Origin of the sequence: Pelatocladus sp. BLCC-F211 (assembly GCF_041928655.1) — a bacterium.
Taxonomy (GTDB): domain Bacteria; phylum Cyanobacteriota; class Cyanobacteriia; order Cyanobacteriales; family Nostocaceae; genus Pelatocladus.
Window position 1 is genome coordinate 1 of sequence record NZ_JBHFLM010000136.1, and the last position, 15,730, is coordinate 15,730.

General features: G+C 39.4%; 17 protein-coding genes and 2 pseudogenes. 10 read left to right on the forward strand and 9 right to left on the reverse strand.

The window, feature by feature from the left end; all coding sequences use genetic code 11:
* Positions 1-159: 159 nt before the first annotated feature.
* The 4 genes from ACE1AT_RS16800 to ACE1AT_RS16815 are packed head-to-tail and all read left to right on the forward strand — an operon-like array spanning position 160 to position 3,622.
* Positions 160-1,812, forward strand: coding sequence for a mechanosensitive ion channel family protein (locus tag ACE1AT_RS16800; protein ID WP_374870279.1), 1,653 nt, complete (start codon positions 160-162; stop codon positions 1,810-1,812).
* A 27-nt stretch (positions 1,813-1,839) separates the two neighbouring features.
* On the forward strand, positions 1,840-2,217 hold the full coding sequence (locus ACE1AT_RS16805; RefSeq protein ID WP_374870281.1) for a lipopolysaccharide assembly LapA domain-containing protein: 378 nt from the start codon (positions 1,840-1,842) through the stop codon (positions 2,215-2,217).
* 37 nt (positions 2,218-2,254) lie between these two features.
* Positions 2,255-3,196 carry a mechanosensitive ion channel family protein gene (locus ACE1AT_RS16810; RefSeq protein WP_374870283.1) on the forward strand — a complete coding sequence of 314 codons (942 nt, stop codon included), beginning with the start codon at positions 2,255-2,257 and terminating at the stop codon, positions 3,194-3,196.
* An 18-nt stretch (positions 3,197-3,214) separates the two neighbouring features.
* Complete coding sequence (locus ACE1AT_RS16815) at positions 3,215-3,622, forward strand: cation-transporting P-type ATPase (protein WP_374870285.1); 408 nt, start codon at positions 3,215-3,217, stop codon at positions 3,620-3,622.
* Between the two features lie 244 nt (positions 3,623-3,866).
* Here the strand turns inward: ACE1AT_RS16815 and ACE1AT_RS16820 are convergent, their stop codons facing one another.
* Positions 3,867-7,688, reverse strand: coding sequence for a hypothetical protein (locus ACE1AT_RS16820; protein WP_374870287.1), 3,822 nt, complete (start codon positions 7,686-7,688; stop codon positions 3,867-3,869).
* A gap of 170 nt (positions 7,689-7,858) precedes the next feature.
* Between ACE1AT_RS16820 and ACE1AT_RS16825 the strand changes: the two genes are divergently transcribed.
* Complete coding sequence (locus ACE1AT_RS16825) at positions 7,859-8,086, forward strand: hypothetical protein (protein WP_374870288.1); 228 nt, start codon at positions 7,859-7,861, stop codon at positions 8,084-8,086.
* Between the two features lie 303 nt (positions 8,087-8,389).
* Here ACE1AT_RS16825 and ACE1AT_RS16830 read toward each other — a convergent pair whose 3' ends face one another.
* From ACE1AT_RS16830 to ACE1AT_RS16865, 8 genes are all read right to left on the reverse strand, one after another.
* The gene (locus tag ACE1AT_RS16830) at positions 8,390-8,770 is read right to left on the reverse strand and encodes a type II toxin-antitoxin system VapC family toxin (protein ID WP_374870290.1); all 381 of its coding nucleotides are present in this window, start codon (positions 8,768-8,770) and stop codon (positions 8,390-8,392) included.
* Positions 8,760-8,984, reverse strand: a complete 225-nt coding sequence (locus tag ACE1AT_RS16835; RefSeq protein ID WP_374870292.1) for a hypothetical protein — start codon at positions 8,982-8,984, stop codon at positions 8,760-8,762. The genes ACE1AT_RS16830 and ACE1AT_RS16835 overlap by 11 nt, the downstream gene beginning before the upstream one ends.
* A gap of 458 nt (positions 8,985-9,442) precedes the next feature.
* Complete coding sequence (locus ACE1AT_RS16840; protein ID WP_374870294.1) at positions 9,443-9,706, reverse strand: hypothetical protein; 264 nt, start codon at positions 9,704-9,706, stop codon at positions 9,443-9,445.
* A 113-nt stretch (positions 9,707-9,819) separates the two neighbouring features.
* On the reverse strand, positions 9,820-10,167 hold the full coding sequence (locus ACE1AT_RS16845; protein ID WP_374870296.1) for a hypothetical protein: 348 nt from the start codon (positions 10,165-10,167) through the stop codon (positions 9,820-9,822).
* Between the two features lie 56 nt (positions 10,168-10,223).
* A complete protein-coding gene (locus tag ACE1AT_RS16850; RefSeq protein WP_374870298.1) occupies positions 10,224-10,955 on the reverse strand; it encodes a hypothetical protein in 732 nt (243 codons plus the stop codon).
* Positions 10,956-11,163: 208 nt separating this feature from the next.
* Positions 11,164-11,550, reverse strand: a complete 387-nt coding sequence (locus tag ACE1AT_RS16855) for a hypothetical protein (RefSeq protein ID WP_374870300.1) — start codon at positions 11,548-11,550, stop codon at positions 11,164-11,166.
* Between the two features lie 80 nt (positions 11,551-11,630).
* Positions 11,631-11,876: a Pb-reticulocyte-binding protein gene (locus ACE1AT_RS16860; protein ID WP_374870302.1), complete on the reverse strand. Its 246-nt coding sequence runs from the start codon at positions 11,874-11,876 to the stop codon at positions 11,631-11,633.
* A 37-nt stretch (positions 11,877-11,913) separates the two neighbouring features.
* The gene (locus ACE1AT_RS16865) at positions 11,914-12,276 is read right to left on the reverse strand and encodes a DUF6876 family protein (protein ID WP_374870304.1); all 363 of its coding nucleotides are present in this window, start codon (positions 12,274-12,276) and stop codon (positions 11,914-11,916) included.
* Between the two features lie 724 nt (positions 12,277-13,000).
* Here ACE1AT_RS16865 and ACE1AT_RS16870 point away from each other — a divergent pair.
* The 5 genes and pseudogenes from ACE1AT_RS16870 to ACE1AT_RS16890 all read left to right on the forward strand — a co-directional run.
* Positions 13,001-13,696 (forward strand): annotated as a pseudogene (locus ACE1AT_RS16870) (TIGR00341 family protein); the annotation flags it as partial.
* Positions 13,690-13,812: pseudogene (locus ACE1AT_RS16875) on the forward strand (mechanosensitive ion channel family protein); the annotation flags it as partial. The pseudogenes ACE1AT_RS16870 and ACE1AT_RS16875, both read left to right, overlap by 7 nt.
* 10 nt (positions 13,813-13,822) lie before the next feature.
* Positions 13,823-14,002, forward strand: coding sequence for a hypothetical protein (locus ACE1AT_RS16880; protein ID WP_374870306.1), 180 nt, complete (start codon positions 13,823-13,825; stop codon positions 14,000-14,002).
* Positions 13,956-15,284 carry a DUF2254 domain-containing protein gene (locus ACE1AT_RS16885; protein WP_374870308.1) on the forward strand — a complete coding sequence of 443 codons (1,329 nt, stop codon included), beginning with the start codon at positions 13,956-13,958 and terminating at the stop codon, positions 15,282-15,284. The genes ACE1AT_RS16880 and ACE1AT_RS16885 overlap by 47 nt, the downstream gene beginning before the upstream one ends.
* Before the next feature lie 21 nt (positions 15,285-15,305).
* A complete protein-coding gene (locus ACE1AT_RS16890; protein WP_374870310.1) occupies positions 15,306-15,698 on the forward strand; it encodes a hypothetical protein in 393 nt (130 codons plus the stop codon).
* Positions 15,699-15,730: the final 32 nt, after the last annotated feature.

Consider the following 15,730-nt stretch of genomic DNA (forward strand, 5'->3'; position numbering starts at 1 on the left):
TCAATTTCAAAGATATTTGTGTGGGGTTAGTAACCGAATTAATGAGAATTAATCGTAATAAACGTAAATATTATCAACAGGGTTTAAGGGCTATGAAGCTTATCGAGTCTATGTTTTAGCTTATTTCGTCGCCCCCTCAGATTTATACTCATCATTGTTATGCCTTTTGCTTATTCTCAGGATAATGCTCCACCCACTAATAAGGCTCCAGCCGTTAGTAAGATAGATGGTGTTCCTGTCGTTTTGGGAGATCAAACACTATTTGTCATTAAAGCAGGTGTCGGCTCGTTTTCAGCATCAGAGCGATCGCAGGCGGTGACACACAGAATTGAAATAATGGCTCAAGACCTAACAATTCCAGTTACTTCTTTAAAAATTGCCGACGAGCCAAGTACAACAAATATTTTATCTGGTGATAAAGTCATATTTACGATTACAGATGGTGATGCCAAAGCAGCAGATAAAACAAAGCAAGAACTTGCCAATGAATATGTCCAAGAGATTAGTAGTAATATCACTAAATATAGAAAAGATCGGAGTTTGAAAAATATTTTATTTGGAGTTATTTACACGCTTATTTCTACCGTGGTTATTTTAATAATTTTCAAGATTTTAAATAAGATATTTAAGAAAATATTTAATTGGATAAGTAATTGGCAAGGAAGAACTATACCTGCTATACGCATTCAAAATTTTGAGCTTTTGCCTGCATCACGAATCACCTATATTTTATTTAATATTATTAAAGTAATTCGCCTCTTGTCAGTGCTGGGAATTCTCTCTATCTATGTGCCATTAGTATTGAGTTTTTTCCCCTGGACTCGACAAACCAGCAAAAATTTGTTGAATTATTTATTCTTAGCTTTAGAAAGTGCTATACAAGGATTAGTTGGTTATTTACCTAAACTGATTTCCTTAGCGATAATTATTATTTGTGCGTACTATATTATTAAATTTATTCGACCTATTTTTAGAGAATTAGGTAATGGAAATTTATCTTTGCCTGGATTTTATCCAGAATGGGCAGAACCAACTTTTAAACTAGCGTTATTTTTAATAATTGCTTTGTCATTAGTAGTGGCGTTGCCTTTTTTACCGGGATTTGGTTCACCAGCATTTCAAGGAATTTCGGTTTTCTTGGGTGTTCTCTTATCACTCGGTTCATCGGCAGCTGTTGCTAATATTGTTGCCGGAGTTATTCTCATTTATACTCGCGCTTTTAGGATTGGCGATCGCATCAAGATTAACGATGCCATTGGTGATATTGTCGAAAAAACTTTGTTTGTCACACGGATTCGCACAATCAAAAATGTAGTCATTACTATCCCGAATGGGACAGTGCTAACCAGCCAAATTACTAACTATAGCGCTCTTGCTGAAAACCCTAACTATTATTTAATTTTGCACACTACGGTAACTCTTGGCTATGACTTACCGTGGCGCAAAGTTCATCAAGCGTTAATTAATGCGGCGCTAGCAACGCCACACATCTTAGCAGAACCAGCGCCGTTTATATTACAAACAAGTTTGGATGATTTCTATGTGAGTTATGAAATCAACGCCTATACAAATCAGCCCACATTAATGGCGAGAATTTACTCAGAACTCCATCAGAACATTCAGGATAAATGCAACGAAGCAGATATTGAAATCCTTTCTCCCCATTATTCAGCAATTCGGGATGGCAATCAAATCACCATTCCAGAAAATTACTTACCTAAAGACTACAAAGCACCGGGATTTCGCCTCTCTTCCCTTGATCATCCGTTAAATCCATCAAATGGAAAAGACTCTGGGTCAACTCAGCAATAATACTAATTTGATTGATGGAGATATATCATGCGAATACTGACTTTGCTAGCATTATTGATCGCGATCGCAGCTGTGACTTTCGCACTGCAAAACTCAGCCCCAGTAGCAGTACAATTTTTAGGGTGGCGATCACTAGACTTGTCAATGGGGCTAATACTTCTGATTACCTTTAGTTTTGGCGTATTATTTGGCTTCGTCGTCTCATTATTTCCAGCCATCAAAAATATGAGAAAGAGGTCTGAACTCATGCGGAAAATCGAACAACAGACCTACGAAAATGAAGAACTCAATCGTCAACTAACAGAAGCAACCCATCAACTCCAGGCGCTACAATCTGTACAACCACAACACTATTTACCTGAAGACGCATCGTCAAATTATCCTTCAGATACTTCTATTCATTGATATTTATTACCAGAAAAAATTATCAGGATTGCTTGCGATGGACTTTATAAATACAATTCAACACTGGCTAAAAGACCCTTTAGTTGTAAAAATTATCCAAGTCTGCATAGGTATTTTAGTTATCAGTCTCGTCGTCCGCGCCTTAAGTAAATCTGTTCCCCGCTACATTCAGGATAATGATACCCGCTATCACCTCCGCAAGACAATTAACTTCATTGGCTATGGGTTGATTTTTCTGTTCGCTCTTAGTATGTTTAGTGAAAACTTTCGCCAGTTAACAGTCATCTTCGGGGTTATCGGTGCTGGTGTCGCTTTTGCTTTGCAAGAGGTAATTGCCAGTTTTGCTGGCTGGGTTGCTATCTCTTTCGGTCAATTTTATAAGCCTGGAGACCGAGTTTTACTAGGTGGAATTATGGGCGACGTGATAGATATCAGCATTCTTCGTACTACCCTCATGGAGTGCGGCGACTGGGTAAAAGCTGACCTTTATAACGGACGCATTGTGCGGATTGCTAATAGTTTTGTCTTCAAAGAACCCGTGTTTAATTATTCTGCCGATTTTCCTTTTGTCTGGGATGAAATTACTTTACCAGTAAAATACGGAAGCGATCGCCACTTAACAAGGGAAATCATCCAACGAGTCGCAGATGATGTTGTTGGTGAATACGTAGTTCATGCCAGGGAACGATGGCAAAATATGTTACATAAATATTTGATTGAAGATGCCAGAATTGAACCAGCAGTAACCCTAGTTGCTACTGACAACTGGATGGAATTTACACTCCGGTATGTAGTGGATTATAAGAAACGTCGAGGCAAGAAAGACGAACTTTTCAGCAATATCCTTGATGAAATTGATCAAACAGAGGGACGAGTAAGCATTGCATCAACTACTTTACATCTGGTTCAAGCGCCTGCATTTGATGTCAGGGTGTCAAAGAACGAAAATGGTTTAAAGCTTAGTCCATCCAATGATTAACCCAAACTTAGTACAGCTATGAATAATGACAAGACCCAAGCTTGGCACGCCATTAGCCTGGAAAGGGTGCTAGAAACAGTTAGTTCAAGCTGGAATGGTCTGACGGAAACTGAAGCCAAAGCGCGTTTGCAGCGATTTGGAGCCAACCGTCTACCCCAGCAGCCTGCACCTGGGGCGTGGCAAATCCTACTACGGCAATTTTGCAGTCCGCTTATTTACATTCTGGGACTGGCTGCCCTGGTTTCTGCCATCATTGGTGATGTGAAAGATGCGGGCTTCATTGTTGCTGTGGTGCTGATTAATGCTCTCATCGGGGGTTTCCAGGAATGGCGGGCTGAAAAAAGTAGTCGGGCACTGCAACAACTTCGTTATCGGCGGTGCGTTAGGCGCTTTTATCATGTTTTTCGTGAAAAATTTAGATCATAAAATGCGCCTAACACACCCTACAGTGATTTTATTTTTACTTTATAAATAACCTCTAACAGTTTAGAAAACGAATCATATCAGCCTAAATACCAATAGAAGCTTATTTTAACAAAAAGCTAGTTTTTTAATGCTAGTTTGTAATTAAAAATAAATTGAATTGAATCATTTCCTTAATAGCTACCGCTACAATGTTTATGCTGTCTATAGCATTGCTAAAATCGAACGAGTATAAAACAGTAGCGTTTTAATCGCTGTTTGTCAAGTCATGAAATTTTTGCTTATTCATTTGTGTTGCTGGGCTATTCCAATACTGTTGCAGTTCAGGAGTTAATTTGTTGATAGATGCTTTCTGATTTTTAGTAGCCTGATAAATAATTTCTTGATTATCATCAAGAATTGATAAAGTTTCTCTTTGAGTATGATAAATTGCAACGTATTTGGAGGCAATGGGAGCAGTTTGTAGTACAACTTCTTTGTTAGCAGAATTAGCTTGAATGGCAGCGAAACTAGCATTTATTAAATTTTGTTCCAACCTTGAGCGTTTGACTTCAACTGCCGCTACATCTTTAGGTAATGATGCTTCATCGTCGTGCAGTAGACCTTCATTGTTTTTCTGTTTGTAGTTATCTTTGAGGAGCGATTTTAGTTCGTCTAAATAACTCAGTTTCTGATTTCTAACTAAAGGTTGTTCCTTCGTCCATACTTCAGGATATCGAATTTTTTCTGGATCTACTTTAATGTTGGCAATTGTGGCTGGTGCTGATTCTAAGTTTGCTTGAAATTGAAACCCTTGGACTGCTCTATCTTTTTCACTTAACTTTGCAGTTAAAAGGCTGAAGGATTCTTTATCAATTACTCCCAAAGGTTTGCCATTGATTTCAGCAATAGGTGTAATATATTTACCACTGCCAGACAGATTAATTGTTACTATACCTTCTTCCCCATTCCACTCATGGTTAGAAAAGGCGTACTTTTTCAACTGGCCCACTTTTAAATGATTACCTTGTGTACTGGTGATCGTAACTGAGGCGCTTGGTGGGGAGATAATTTCTGCTTCAAAATAAGTACCAATGGGGAGTTGGGCTGATTCGCTACGGAACACTCCCAGCTTTTTACCTTCAACGACTAACCAGCGCTTGTTCTGAGTTGGATTGGCAGGATCGGGAGCTTGTTCAATGTTACACCGCACTTTCTCACCCATCCACTTACGCCCCAAATGCTCATTACTAGGTTTATGGGTTCCCACCACTGCAAATTCAGTAAACTGTAATTTGTGCGATCGCTCTACTAATTCCAAACCAAACATAGCAAAGACTGCTGATGTCTTCTTAAAGCCATGTTCTCTATCATTCGCAGTTGAAATCTGCCACACCGCAGCTGCAAATGTTTCTTTTTGGGAGTCAGGGATACTTTCTCTAGTGGTGTTTGCAAATTCTCTGACTTGTTTAAAAGCGGCTCGGACGTGGCTTTGCATCAATCCTGGCAATACTTCTGGGGTTAGGTTACTGAGTTCTTTATATTGCTTAATTTGTGTTTGATGTTCTTTAGCACTTTTTGAGGAAATATACCCCAAACACTTACGGATAGGTTTACCATTTTGCTTAATTTCAGGATTACCATTTTCGTCAAACACAGGAGCAAGTGCTATCCACTTGTTTTTGGCTTGATTTGATGGGTTATTGTTCAGGGCAATCATGATGTCAAGTTTTTTATTGTCAAAAGCGTTGGGATGTTTAAATTCAGCCAAGCCCACAATTTCTAACTTGTTACCATTCACACTAGTTGCTATGATTCTAGGTCCAGGTGCTTCTTTAACTTCCTGACTAATTTCTATTGCCTGATTCATTAATGTGTCGTAAGTTTTCTTTATCTGGGCTGCTCTATCTTTTTGCGTAGAAGTGAATTCTACTCCCTGAAATAAATCCTGAAATTGCTGTGTTGAACGAGCGACTAATGCATTTTCTGCAAATGCCTCATTGGTCAATCTAGCCATCATGTCGATAGCACCATGACCTTTAATTTTCATTGGTCTAGTAGTGTATACTTCATCTACTTTCCTTTCTTCTACCCAAGGGGCAATATCAAAGCTTTTAATGATAAAGTTGCAGGCATTGACAATTTCCGGATCAGAACGATTAGCACTTTTTCCCCTATCAACTTCTATTTGTAGCTGTCCTCCCAAAACACCAACTATATTGTGATAAAACTGCCGAGATTTTTCTAAAAATTTGTCTACGTCATCTTCTGATAGTAAAGGTAAGTTTCTTTGATTTCGGCTGTAATTATATTCTGCAAATGAATTATATTTACCAATATCAGTTTTATTTTCAAGTTCTAACTGACAAAGTTTTGCTAGTTCTACAATTTGTTTTCTAATATTATCTGGGTATTTGATTACTTTCTTTTGGTCATTTTCTGCTGCAAGCATTCTCACCGCAGCGCAGGATATATCCCTCATCAAAGACCAAGCTTCTGTAGGTGGAATTGATACACATTCATTCTCAAGAGCAATACCTTTCATGCATAAATTCGCTACCTTACCAATTTTGTTTTCCATTGCATCTAAGGCTATTTGCTCAAAGGAACCAACGTATGCTTTTTTGTTGGGTTTGATAATTTCAGCATAGCGGTTAGGAGCTAATTGTTTTTCCTTAATCTCTGCTGCTGTGTGAGGGAACTCCGAGGCGAGGGCAATTGCCATGCGATCGCCGTCACAGTCACTGAGCGAATGCTTTAGTCCTTTTGGTGACATCTTGATAGTGCCAATGTCAAGAGGCTCGCTTGGTAAATGGCGGTTGATGTAAACATCTACAGTGTTAGAGTTGGCGGTGGGGCCTCGATAAACAATGACTTCTGCACCATCAGGAAAGTTAGGGTAATAAATTTCATTTGGAGCTAAATCATGGCAAGTTTGTGCCATCGCCGAATCAAATTTGATAAACCTACCTGTCGCACATTCCATGTACTGTTCGCGCCAATATTGTTGAAGTGTATCTATAATTTTAGGATGTTCTAATAATTGATAATGTCCCTGTAAATCAGATTTGAGGATGCGATATATTATATCTTGCTCGCTGTTTTCAAATGCATTGTCAAGCAGTTTTTCTAATTCTCCTAAATTCAGATTTTCAAAATCAATAAATTCTTCTGATTTGGTTTCGATTTTTATCTGATATTTATATCGATTATCCATAGAATTAATATAGTCTTGGGCAATTTTTCTGGGATCATTCGCCATATCCTTCAATCCTTCCAAACGACGTTGTAGTCGCGGTAAAACGTCGCCTTCTACACCCTGCGGAAACAAATTCCAAAATTGAGCGCCTGTTGAAGTGATTCCATAATAAGCATCAGTTTTATTACCAATACCCATTGTCATAAAATATTCACCAGGTTTAAGAGAGGAGGAAGCCTTCGCTCCTCCTCTTCCTTTGAGTTGGTCGGTAGAAATAATTAAGTCATATCCATTTCCCACTTTACTTAAATCGCGGGGTGCGAATGTTCCTTTTCCTATTTGCCAAGTATTTATATTTGTGTTGTTTGCATCAAGTCCAATGCGTCGTTCTTTTATACCAAAACGAGTTTGAAAAGGAGTTGCTTCGGTGTTTCCTAATGATGCATGTAACGCTGCATCTATTTTTCCATCGCCGTCACCGACTAATTTTATTGCCTTATCATTCGGAATGACTCCACCATTTTCTCCTGTATTGGCATCTACAACCAAGACACGCAAATTCTTACGTTCCGAGAAGCTTTTGCAAGGTGTGAACATATTTGAGCCATAAGCCGCACCAAAATGGGGAGCATCAAATATTTGCTCTCGCAACGGCTCATCCATAAAATAAAAGCGATCGTCAGCTGCAAATTGAAGGGATAGTCCTTGAGATACAAATTTTTTCAAGTCGTCTTCTTTTGTCAGCCCAGCATACACTGTACCTAGTTTAAATGTGGCATGAGGAGCGAAATATTCTGCCAAACAATGTTCTATTTTCTCCGTAATTGGCTTGCCATCAATGATAATTGGTTTACCCGTTTTCGTGCAAAAATTTTCTAGGGTAATTGCCATAGTCAAAATGTTTTCAAATTAAATTTTCATCTTTTCAATTTAGTTTGCTGTAACTTTCGCAGTGATAGTTCTTTAGACTTGAATATGACTATCGCTTTAGTGAGAAAAATTAATCTACTTTTACTGATAGTTGTTTATGATTAACAATGTTGAATAGGAGGCAATAATTGATGAACGAACCACAACCGAAACCTATAGTGCTACGTCCTTCTGTCTCGTCTAGCGATAATTTGGGAGATTTACTTGCAGAGGGTGCAATTGATATTGATGATTTGTCCGCGCAAGCCAACCGCGATGAAGAAATCCAAGAACGCAGACGTAAAGCAACTGAAGCAACGGCTTATTTGGATGACCCAGATTGGGAACCGCCTTACGTAATTGAAGGCTCAGATTTTTAGCGAATTCTGCTTTCTTTGACAGAATTTGCTTCTATAATCTTTGGGCATCTCGGTAAGCCAAGCTCTGGTTGAATAATGTTTGTATATGATTTTGGGGAAAGTGTTCTCGCGTGCGTTACTTTAATGCTTCCTGAAAACAATCGATGGCGGCTTCATTAATTATCGGCTCGTTCTCCACAAATACGGTTACTGTAAGTTATACCCAGGTTATTTTGCGTCCTTGCCATTCATAAGGAAAGCGATCGCGTTTTTGGGTTTCGAGGAGAGTGTGATACTCTGTAGGAGTGATGGTATTAAAATAGGTTATCTCCAGTTTACGACTGTCAAACTTGTGACCTTTGTGAATTCCTGATCGGCAGTCACTAAACTAGCTCCAACTTGAAGTGCAGTAGAAGCAATAATCGCATCTGGGAGCTTTACCCGATATTGCAACCGAATTTGAATAATCTGTTCGATTAATAAATTATTACTGCCTAGCAAGTTAATTACCTCAACGCGCTTGAGAAATTGCTCAAATAGCTGACGATCATCTTCACTCAATCCAGAGAATGCTAAAAATTCAATTTGGCTGATGACGGAAATTCCTACCCATTCAGCATTTTGCAATAATGTAACTAACGTTGTAGAACCTTGTAATAAAGCTACGATAGCATTTGTGTCGAGCAGATAACGTTTACCACTCATCCCGTAACATCCTCTGAGCAGCCACACCATCACCTTGCCAGCTTAAACGTCCTGCCAAATCCGAAAAATCGTAGGATTTTGTCTGAGGTGTATCTGGGATGCTTGGGTTCAAGACAATAACTACATCAACATTACCAGCTGGCAACTCTGTTGGAATATCAAGGTGTAAATTCCCTGACCCATCGATCACTGCTGCTAGCTTTAACACTTTCATATTCTGAGATTTTTATAATCTATTTTTTATTATCCTTTATTATTAAGTGGCAATAACGGGACTTAGACATTTTTGAGGCAGAAATAAGCCTCAAACCAATACAGGGCAAGGAAAATACACCAAAGATTCAAAAATGCTTGAAACCCAGATATATCAATAAACTAGGCTTAACGATGTCAAAGTCTCTCTGTATATAGATTTGAGTGTTTTTTCTGGCTACTTTTTGTCTAAGTCCCAATAAGTAAACACTTCCTATTTGTTGGGAGTATGGCGAGGAGAAGCGATCGCACTTGTGATGGTTATTCAGTTTGGATCGCCTATGGTAAATTAAGGCGCGATCGCTCTCCAGAGTAGCGAAAGCCCCTCACACTTCGCCGTTAGTAACCATCCAAAGTTCGCGGCTTGATCTCAAGAAAAAAATACCCCTATAGGGGCATACTATTTCATCGTAATTATGACTATTGCACAGCAATTGAACGTATCAAAATACTCATCACTTCCCCTGGATTGGGACTAGGTAATAAAGGACTCCAATCCCTGATGTCTGCATAACCTAGTTGATGCAAAACGCGAATTGTCGCAGTCACCGCTTTACTGGAGCCAATCAGCATATGCTTGATTTTCTCACGCTCCGGTGTCGGGTCGGAAGTCGCTTGAGCCTTGGAAATAGTTAAAGCTTGTTCATTAACATCAGCCATAAAGTTTCGATGTTTTGATTTCATAGGGCATTTCACCTTGCTTGATTGCGTTATATCTATGTCAATTTCCAATTGAGCAACCAATGACTCATTACATACAAATGCTTCAAATTGCGGCATCATTTTTACCTGACTTTCTAGGTAGGATTTTGATTTGGAAAGTAATGCTCTACAAAATTCCCTTGTTTTCTCCCCGTGAGGGGCTTCACTAACCGGAAATACTCTGTCTCCAGCGATGATTGTGTTCTAAAATATAGTCGGAATGAACCATCCCCGTATTGTTTGAGGTCTTTTTCATCAAAGATAATTTCTCGACGTTGCAACCATTTAGTGACGCTTGCATGAAACTCAGCCAGAAATAACGCCGGAAAATAAATTCTTCCTACCTTCGCTCCAGTTTTTGGATGAGTGAATATCTGAAATTGCGGTTCTACCAATACTTCCGCCATACATATCTGGAATAAATCGATTTTCAATTTTTTCACCGTAAGGTTCACAGCTTTGAGAAGGCAGAAAAGCTGCTTTGTCTGCCTTCACCTGCTTAAACTGCTGTTGAGTTGATATATTTCGAGAAATTTGAAACTTTCCAGTTTAAACCATGAACGCGATCGCCTATATTTGGTTTAGACGATGCTCCATCACACAACAGACAGTTTTCACATTGAATTCTGTTGTCTTCTGTATTACGACAAAGAATTTCATTAGACATCAAAGGAGTATTAGGAGCGATAATTCTAAAAGTTCTCCAACCTCTGAGTTGAGCTTCTTTTGCTTCAGCTTCGCTTTGCACCGAAGCCATTAAATATTGTTGCCAACGAGGATCGCAACTTCGCCATTGATGGGTGTATCCAGTGTATTTTTGAGATGCCAAAATCACCGGCTCCCACACTTCAATTGGTATTGCTGTCGGATCTCCGTAAGAGCCTATTCTAATTGGATAATGATATCGTTTCAAAACTTCTATCTCGTTGGCGCTAAATTTTGGATAACTTCCAGTTGCATACTTGCGGTAAATATTGTTGATACCTAACAAGTTTACGTAGCAGCTACCCAAATTACTCAACTTTAAAGGGCAGTTACCGCAAATGCCTATGTCTAAACCATTTTTTGCAGCATCTGTGGGGACAAATTCTTGTTGCAAAATCCAAGACTGAATTAATCGTCCAGTTTTACGATTGGATGTAGGCAAAACAAATCCTGTCAAAATCAGGACTATTGGTGAACCGTTAATCAAAGATGCTCCTTCCCAAACGATGTAGCTATTCTGTAACATAGTGATAACAGAGATGTTTGAGATTCAATGAACTGAATTTTTTTTAAGTTAATGAAGCGTTAATCAAATTTGTGACAGTAAAAAGGGGATAAGATATGTTCTACCCCCTGTTTTTGACTTTAGTATTCAAATTCTCATTAGATGGTGAAAGGCTTCAATTAATCAAAATTGAATCCTCACGTCATCTAACTCAAATTTTCAGAATTCATTAGCATTCACTCTCTTCACTTATTTGAGGCAGAAGATTAGTATTTATACGTTCGGCATATTCTTGTCTACGTTGCCAAGATATTTGATTTTGCACTATCAAATCATCAAGGGTTTTACCTAACTTACGGTTTGCGTATTCAAGCAATTGTTCTAGAGAATATCGCTTTTCTTCAACCTTGCCAAAATCACTTGCAAACTGCTCTTTAAATTCATTCCAATCGAAAACATTTTTAAGGTGTCGCTTGGCAATAAGTCCGCAAAGAGAGCGGATAGAATAGTAGACTTTTGAGTATACACGCTCCGAGTAGTCATTAACAGCATAGTCACCTAAGATTGAATCATCAATTGGTTGAAAAGCAGGAGTAGAAGATTTACGTGTTGCCATACAAAATGCTCCAAATATTTCATTAGCAACAGGGCGTTAGCCCACATATTGGCTATTATTTACGTATGAAAGTGGTAAGTTTACCACCAAGCCGAATCATCGCAGTCAGAGATAAAGTCTTTGTTCTCGCAGTGTTGCTGGTCATCAATCTCTAGTTGTTGCAAGTCTGCATCCATTACTAGTTTTTGTAGTTCCAGCATTATTTCTTTTAAATGCTTTTCTTCACTGACACCTGCGTAATAAACCTTGATAAATTTGTCAGCTTTGCCCATGAATATTTCGAGATTAGTAACAAATGCCTGTTCTAAATCTATCGCTTGAATCATTATTGTTATTACCTGAAAACTTAGATTATTTACGAAATCAGTACTCAGTTAGTAACATCATAACTTTGCTAATTAGATAAACTTTGATGCTATTTATTAGGAAGTCCGTGTACTCAATTTCTTGTCGTAGTACTTCCTTACCTGTATCCGATTCACAAATCAAAGTGCCTGATTTTTCCTTAACTGACAAATGCCAAATCTGAAAATCTTGCAGATTGGTATTAGATAAAAATTTCTTAGTTTGATGCGAGGCGATGCTATCTATTAGCCAATAGGCTTCGGCAGCATCAGCGAGGTATTTAACCCCTTCTGTAAACCCGATACCTAACCAATGTTGGTAGATAATACCCGAACCAATAAATTGCTTGAGAGCAGCAGTTATTTGCTCAGGATTGTCCATGAATTTTTGCTCCTAATTACCTTCATTTTCCTCTGAGGCGTAAGCCGTAAAAAAACTAGAATGGCAAAAATTACTAGAGGAGCATACTTTCAAGAAAAGCCAAATAATCTTTCAACTAATTAAAAATTCTTTGATTATCATTTTTATTAGTCGAAATCTAGATTGTCTTAACCCATCACAAATACTCTATGTTTTAAATTCACATATACATTTAATAGTCAATCATATATGTGCTACTTTAAGGTGCATTTGTCTTGCCAGTGGTACCAGATCAATCACTAGGAAAGCATTGCGTGAGAAATGATCTCCAGGTGAAGTAGCATAAGCATAAGGCAGAAAAAACTTGACAGCGAACCCATAGCGAGGCGAGCCTCAAATGCAGCAAAAGCCAGACAATACACTAACTCATGTATGACAATAGTACTGATAGGAAGACCAATGAAGCTGAGAAATGTTAGTATTAATGGAATATCGCTACGCGATACCAGGACAAATTTTAAATTGCAATTGAATATATGAATGAATAGATTACAATTTGAATCTAAACATAAATAGTGGAAAATCGTGGAGAATCCAGCTATATTTCCTTTTTCAAAATTACACAAATTTCTAATTGACTTCGTTTGATTTAAAGATTTTCACCTGGAGGGGGATTTGATTGCTAAAGTTTTTGTTTAAAATATAGAATTTAAAATCTAAAATTCTTTGATTTGGGGAGCGACCTTTGATAAACAATATTCGGAATCGCTTCAGGGATTTTAAGCAAAAAAGGGTTGAACCAGCACGACTACAACAGCTGGTGTATGAGTTATTGGAAGAGTCCACTCCCAACACAACATATTTGATTCTAATTATTGGTTCTTGTGCGATCGCAACATTTGGTCTACTCGCCAACAGCACTGCTGTAATTATTGGAGCAATGATTATTGCACCTCTGATGTTACCAATTCGGGGTTTAGCCTTTGGTGCATTAGTCGGAAATGTCAGCCTATTTCGTCAAAGTGCAACAGCAGTACTATCAGGTACATTATTAGCACTTTTAATTTCTTACAGTATAGGTTTGCTAGTTAATATGCCCAGTTTTGGCAGTGAAGTACTATCTCGCTCCAAACCCACCCTACTAGATTTGGGAATTGCAGTAGCAGCAGGTGGTATCAGTGGCTACGCCAAAGTTAATTCAAAAATCTCTGAGAGTTTAGCAGGAACGGCGATCGCTGTTGCCCTCATGCCACCAATCTGTGTAATCGGCTTAGGCGTAGCAAAATCTGACTGGTCGCTCAGCTTAGGAGCAACTTTGCTCTATCTAACTAACCTTTTAGGCATTAGCCTTGCCTGTATGCTCACATTTTTAGTCATCGGCTATTCTCCCTTTCATCAGGCGCGAAAGGCGCTGCTATGGGCGCTGGGTTTGACAAACGTGTGACTCGCAACCGTCGTCATGCCCGGAATTTGGGACTGGTACTGGGACGCTTGGCACAGGGTACAACGCTCTTGGTAGGTCTATTTATTTCTCTATCGATTGTGATTCCGACATTTTGAGCAGGCGATGCTCCCAAGGGGAGCCGCCCAAAGGGCGATCACAACGGCAAGACAGATTTTTCAACAGATGACGACGAAAAGTAAACTACTTGCCAATACACGCCTGTTGCATACAGTGAGAATCTCCAGTAAAGGTAAAGATGAAGAACGTCAAGTTAGGCAAGCTTTGGGACACACTCCACTCTAGCTATTGGTTTTTGCCAACAATCATGGCAATTGGTGCAGTTGCTTTGGCGTTCGCGATGCTAACACTTGATCGGATGAGTATGTTAGCAATTGAGAAATGGTGGTGGATCTACACTGGTGGCCCAGATGGAGCGCGATCGCTACTTGAAGCTGTTGCGGGTTCGATGGTTAGCGTTACCGCTACAGCCTTTTCAATTACAATCGTGGCGCTTCAGCTGGCTGCTTCTAACTTCGGACCTCGAATTCTGCGTAATTTCATGCAAGATACAGGTAATCAAATTGTACTTGGCACTTTCATTGGTACGTTCATCTACTGCTTGCTTGTACTTCGGACAATTCATGGAGAAGGAGATGGATACGAGCAGTTTGTGCCACAACTCTCTGTTACGTTTGGTATCGTGCTGGCAATTGTGAGTATTGGTGTGCTGATTTATTTTATACATCATGCCTCGACAATCATTCAAGCATCGCACGTCATCCAGAACGTCAGCGACGACTTAGACAGAGCTATTGAACGGCTGTTTCCAGAAAAAATTGGACATAGTGAACCAAAACAGGAGCGGTGGGTCGCTGAAATTCCAATTTCTTTTGAGGAAGAAGCTTACCCCATTCGAGCCAATGGTACAGGTTATTTGCAAGCAATTGATAACGAAGAATTAATGAAGATTGCCCGTAATCACAATCTGCTGTTGCGTGTCAAGTTTCGACCAGGAAAGTTTGTGATTAAGGGCAGTGATTTGGTTATGGTTTTTCCTGGAGAACGGGTAAATCAAAAACTTAGCAAACAAATCAACGATGCTTTTATTCTGGGTAAAGAACGTACTGAGCAGCAGGATGTAGAGTTTCCGATCAATCAGTTAGTAGAAATTGCTCTACGCGCCATCTCTCCTGCTGTGAATGATCCATTTACTGCGATTCGCTGTATTGACCGATTGAGTGCGGGACTGTCGGGTTTGGTGCAAAGGGATTTTCCCTCACCTTACCGCTATGATGACAATCACAAACTGCGTGTTATTGCGGAACCATTTACGTTTGAGCAATTAGTTGACCGAGCTTTTAACCAGATTCGGCAGTATGCACAGTCTGATGCAGCAGTGACTATTCGTTTATTGGAAGCGATCGCCACAATTGCAACTTACATGACCAATCCAAAGCACAAGCCTGTTCTGAAGCGTCATGCTGAGATGATTTTGCGAGGTAGCCAAGAGGGGTTATCAGAAGAACAAGACCGCAAGGATGTACAGGAACGGTATTACAGCGTGATTAAAGCCTTAGAACATTAATAGTTTGCATAGGAGAGAGAAATGATCGGTACAAATTGGCGAGGTTTTCGAGTAATTGCATGGGTGGGACAGGCTCTACTTACAATATTTGTAATAGTTGCAGCACTTCAAGGTAATTGGTTAAATGCCTTAGCTCTAGCATGTTTTTTGGTTGTATCTTTGGTGTTTGTAATTAAAGATGACCGACTGCCAACATTATTCGATTTCCTGTTTGTCGTTGCGGCGTTGTTAAATGCTGCGGGTTGGGTCTGGGGTTTATTTTATATGCCAGGCCCCTATGACGAAATTGTTCATGCTTATACTACCAGGACTTACGCAACTGGCACAAAGCGCGGGAGGGCAGACAGGGCAAACACATCTGAACATGACTTGTGCGGGGGTAGTGTGGGGGATTTGCGCTTCAAGGCATTCTGACAGACAGGCGATCGCCATGCGGCAATTTAAAT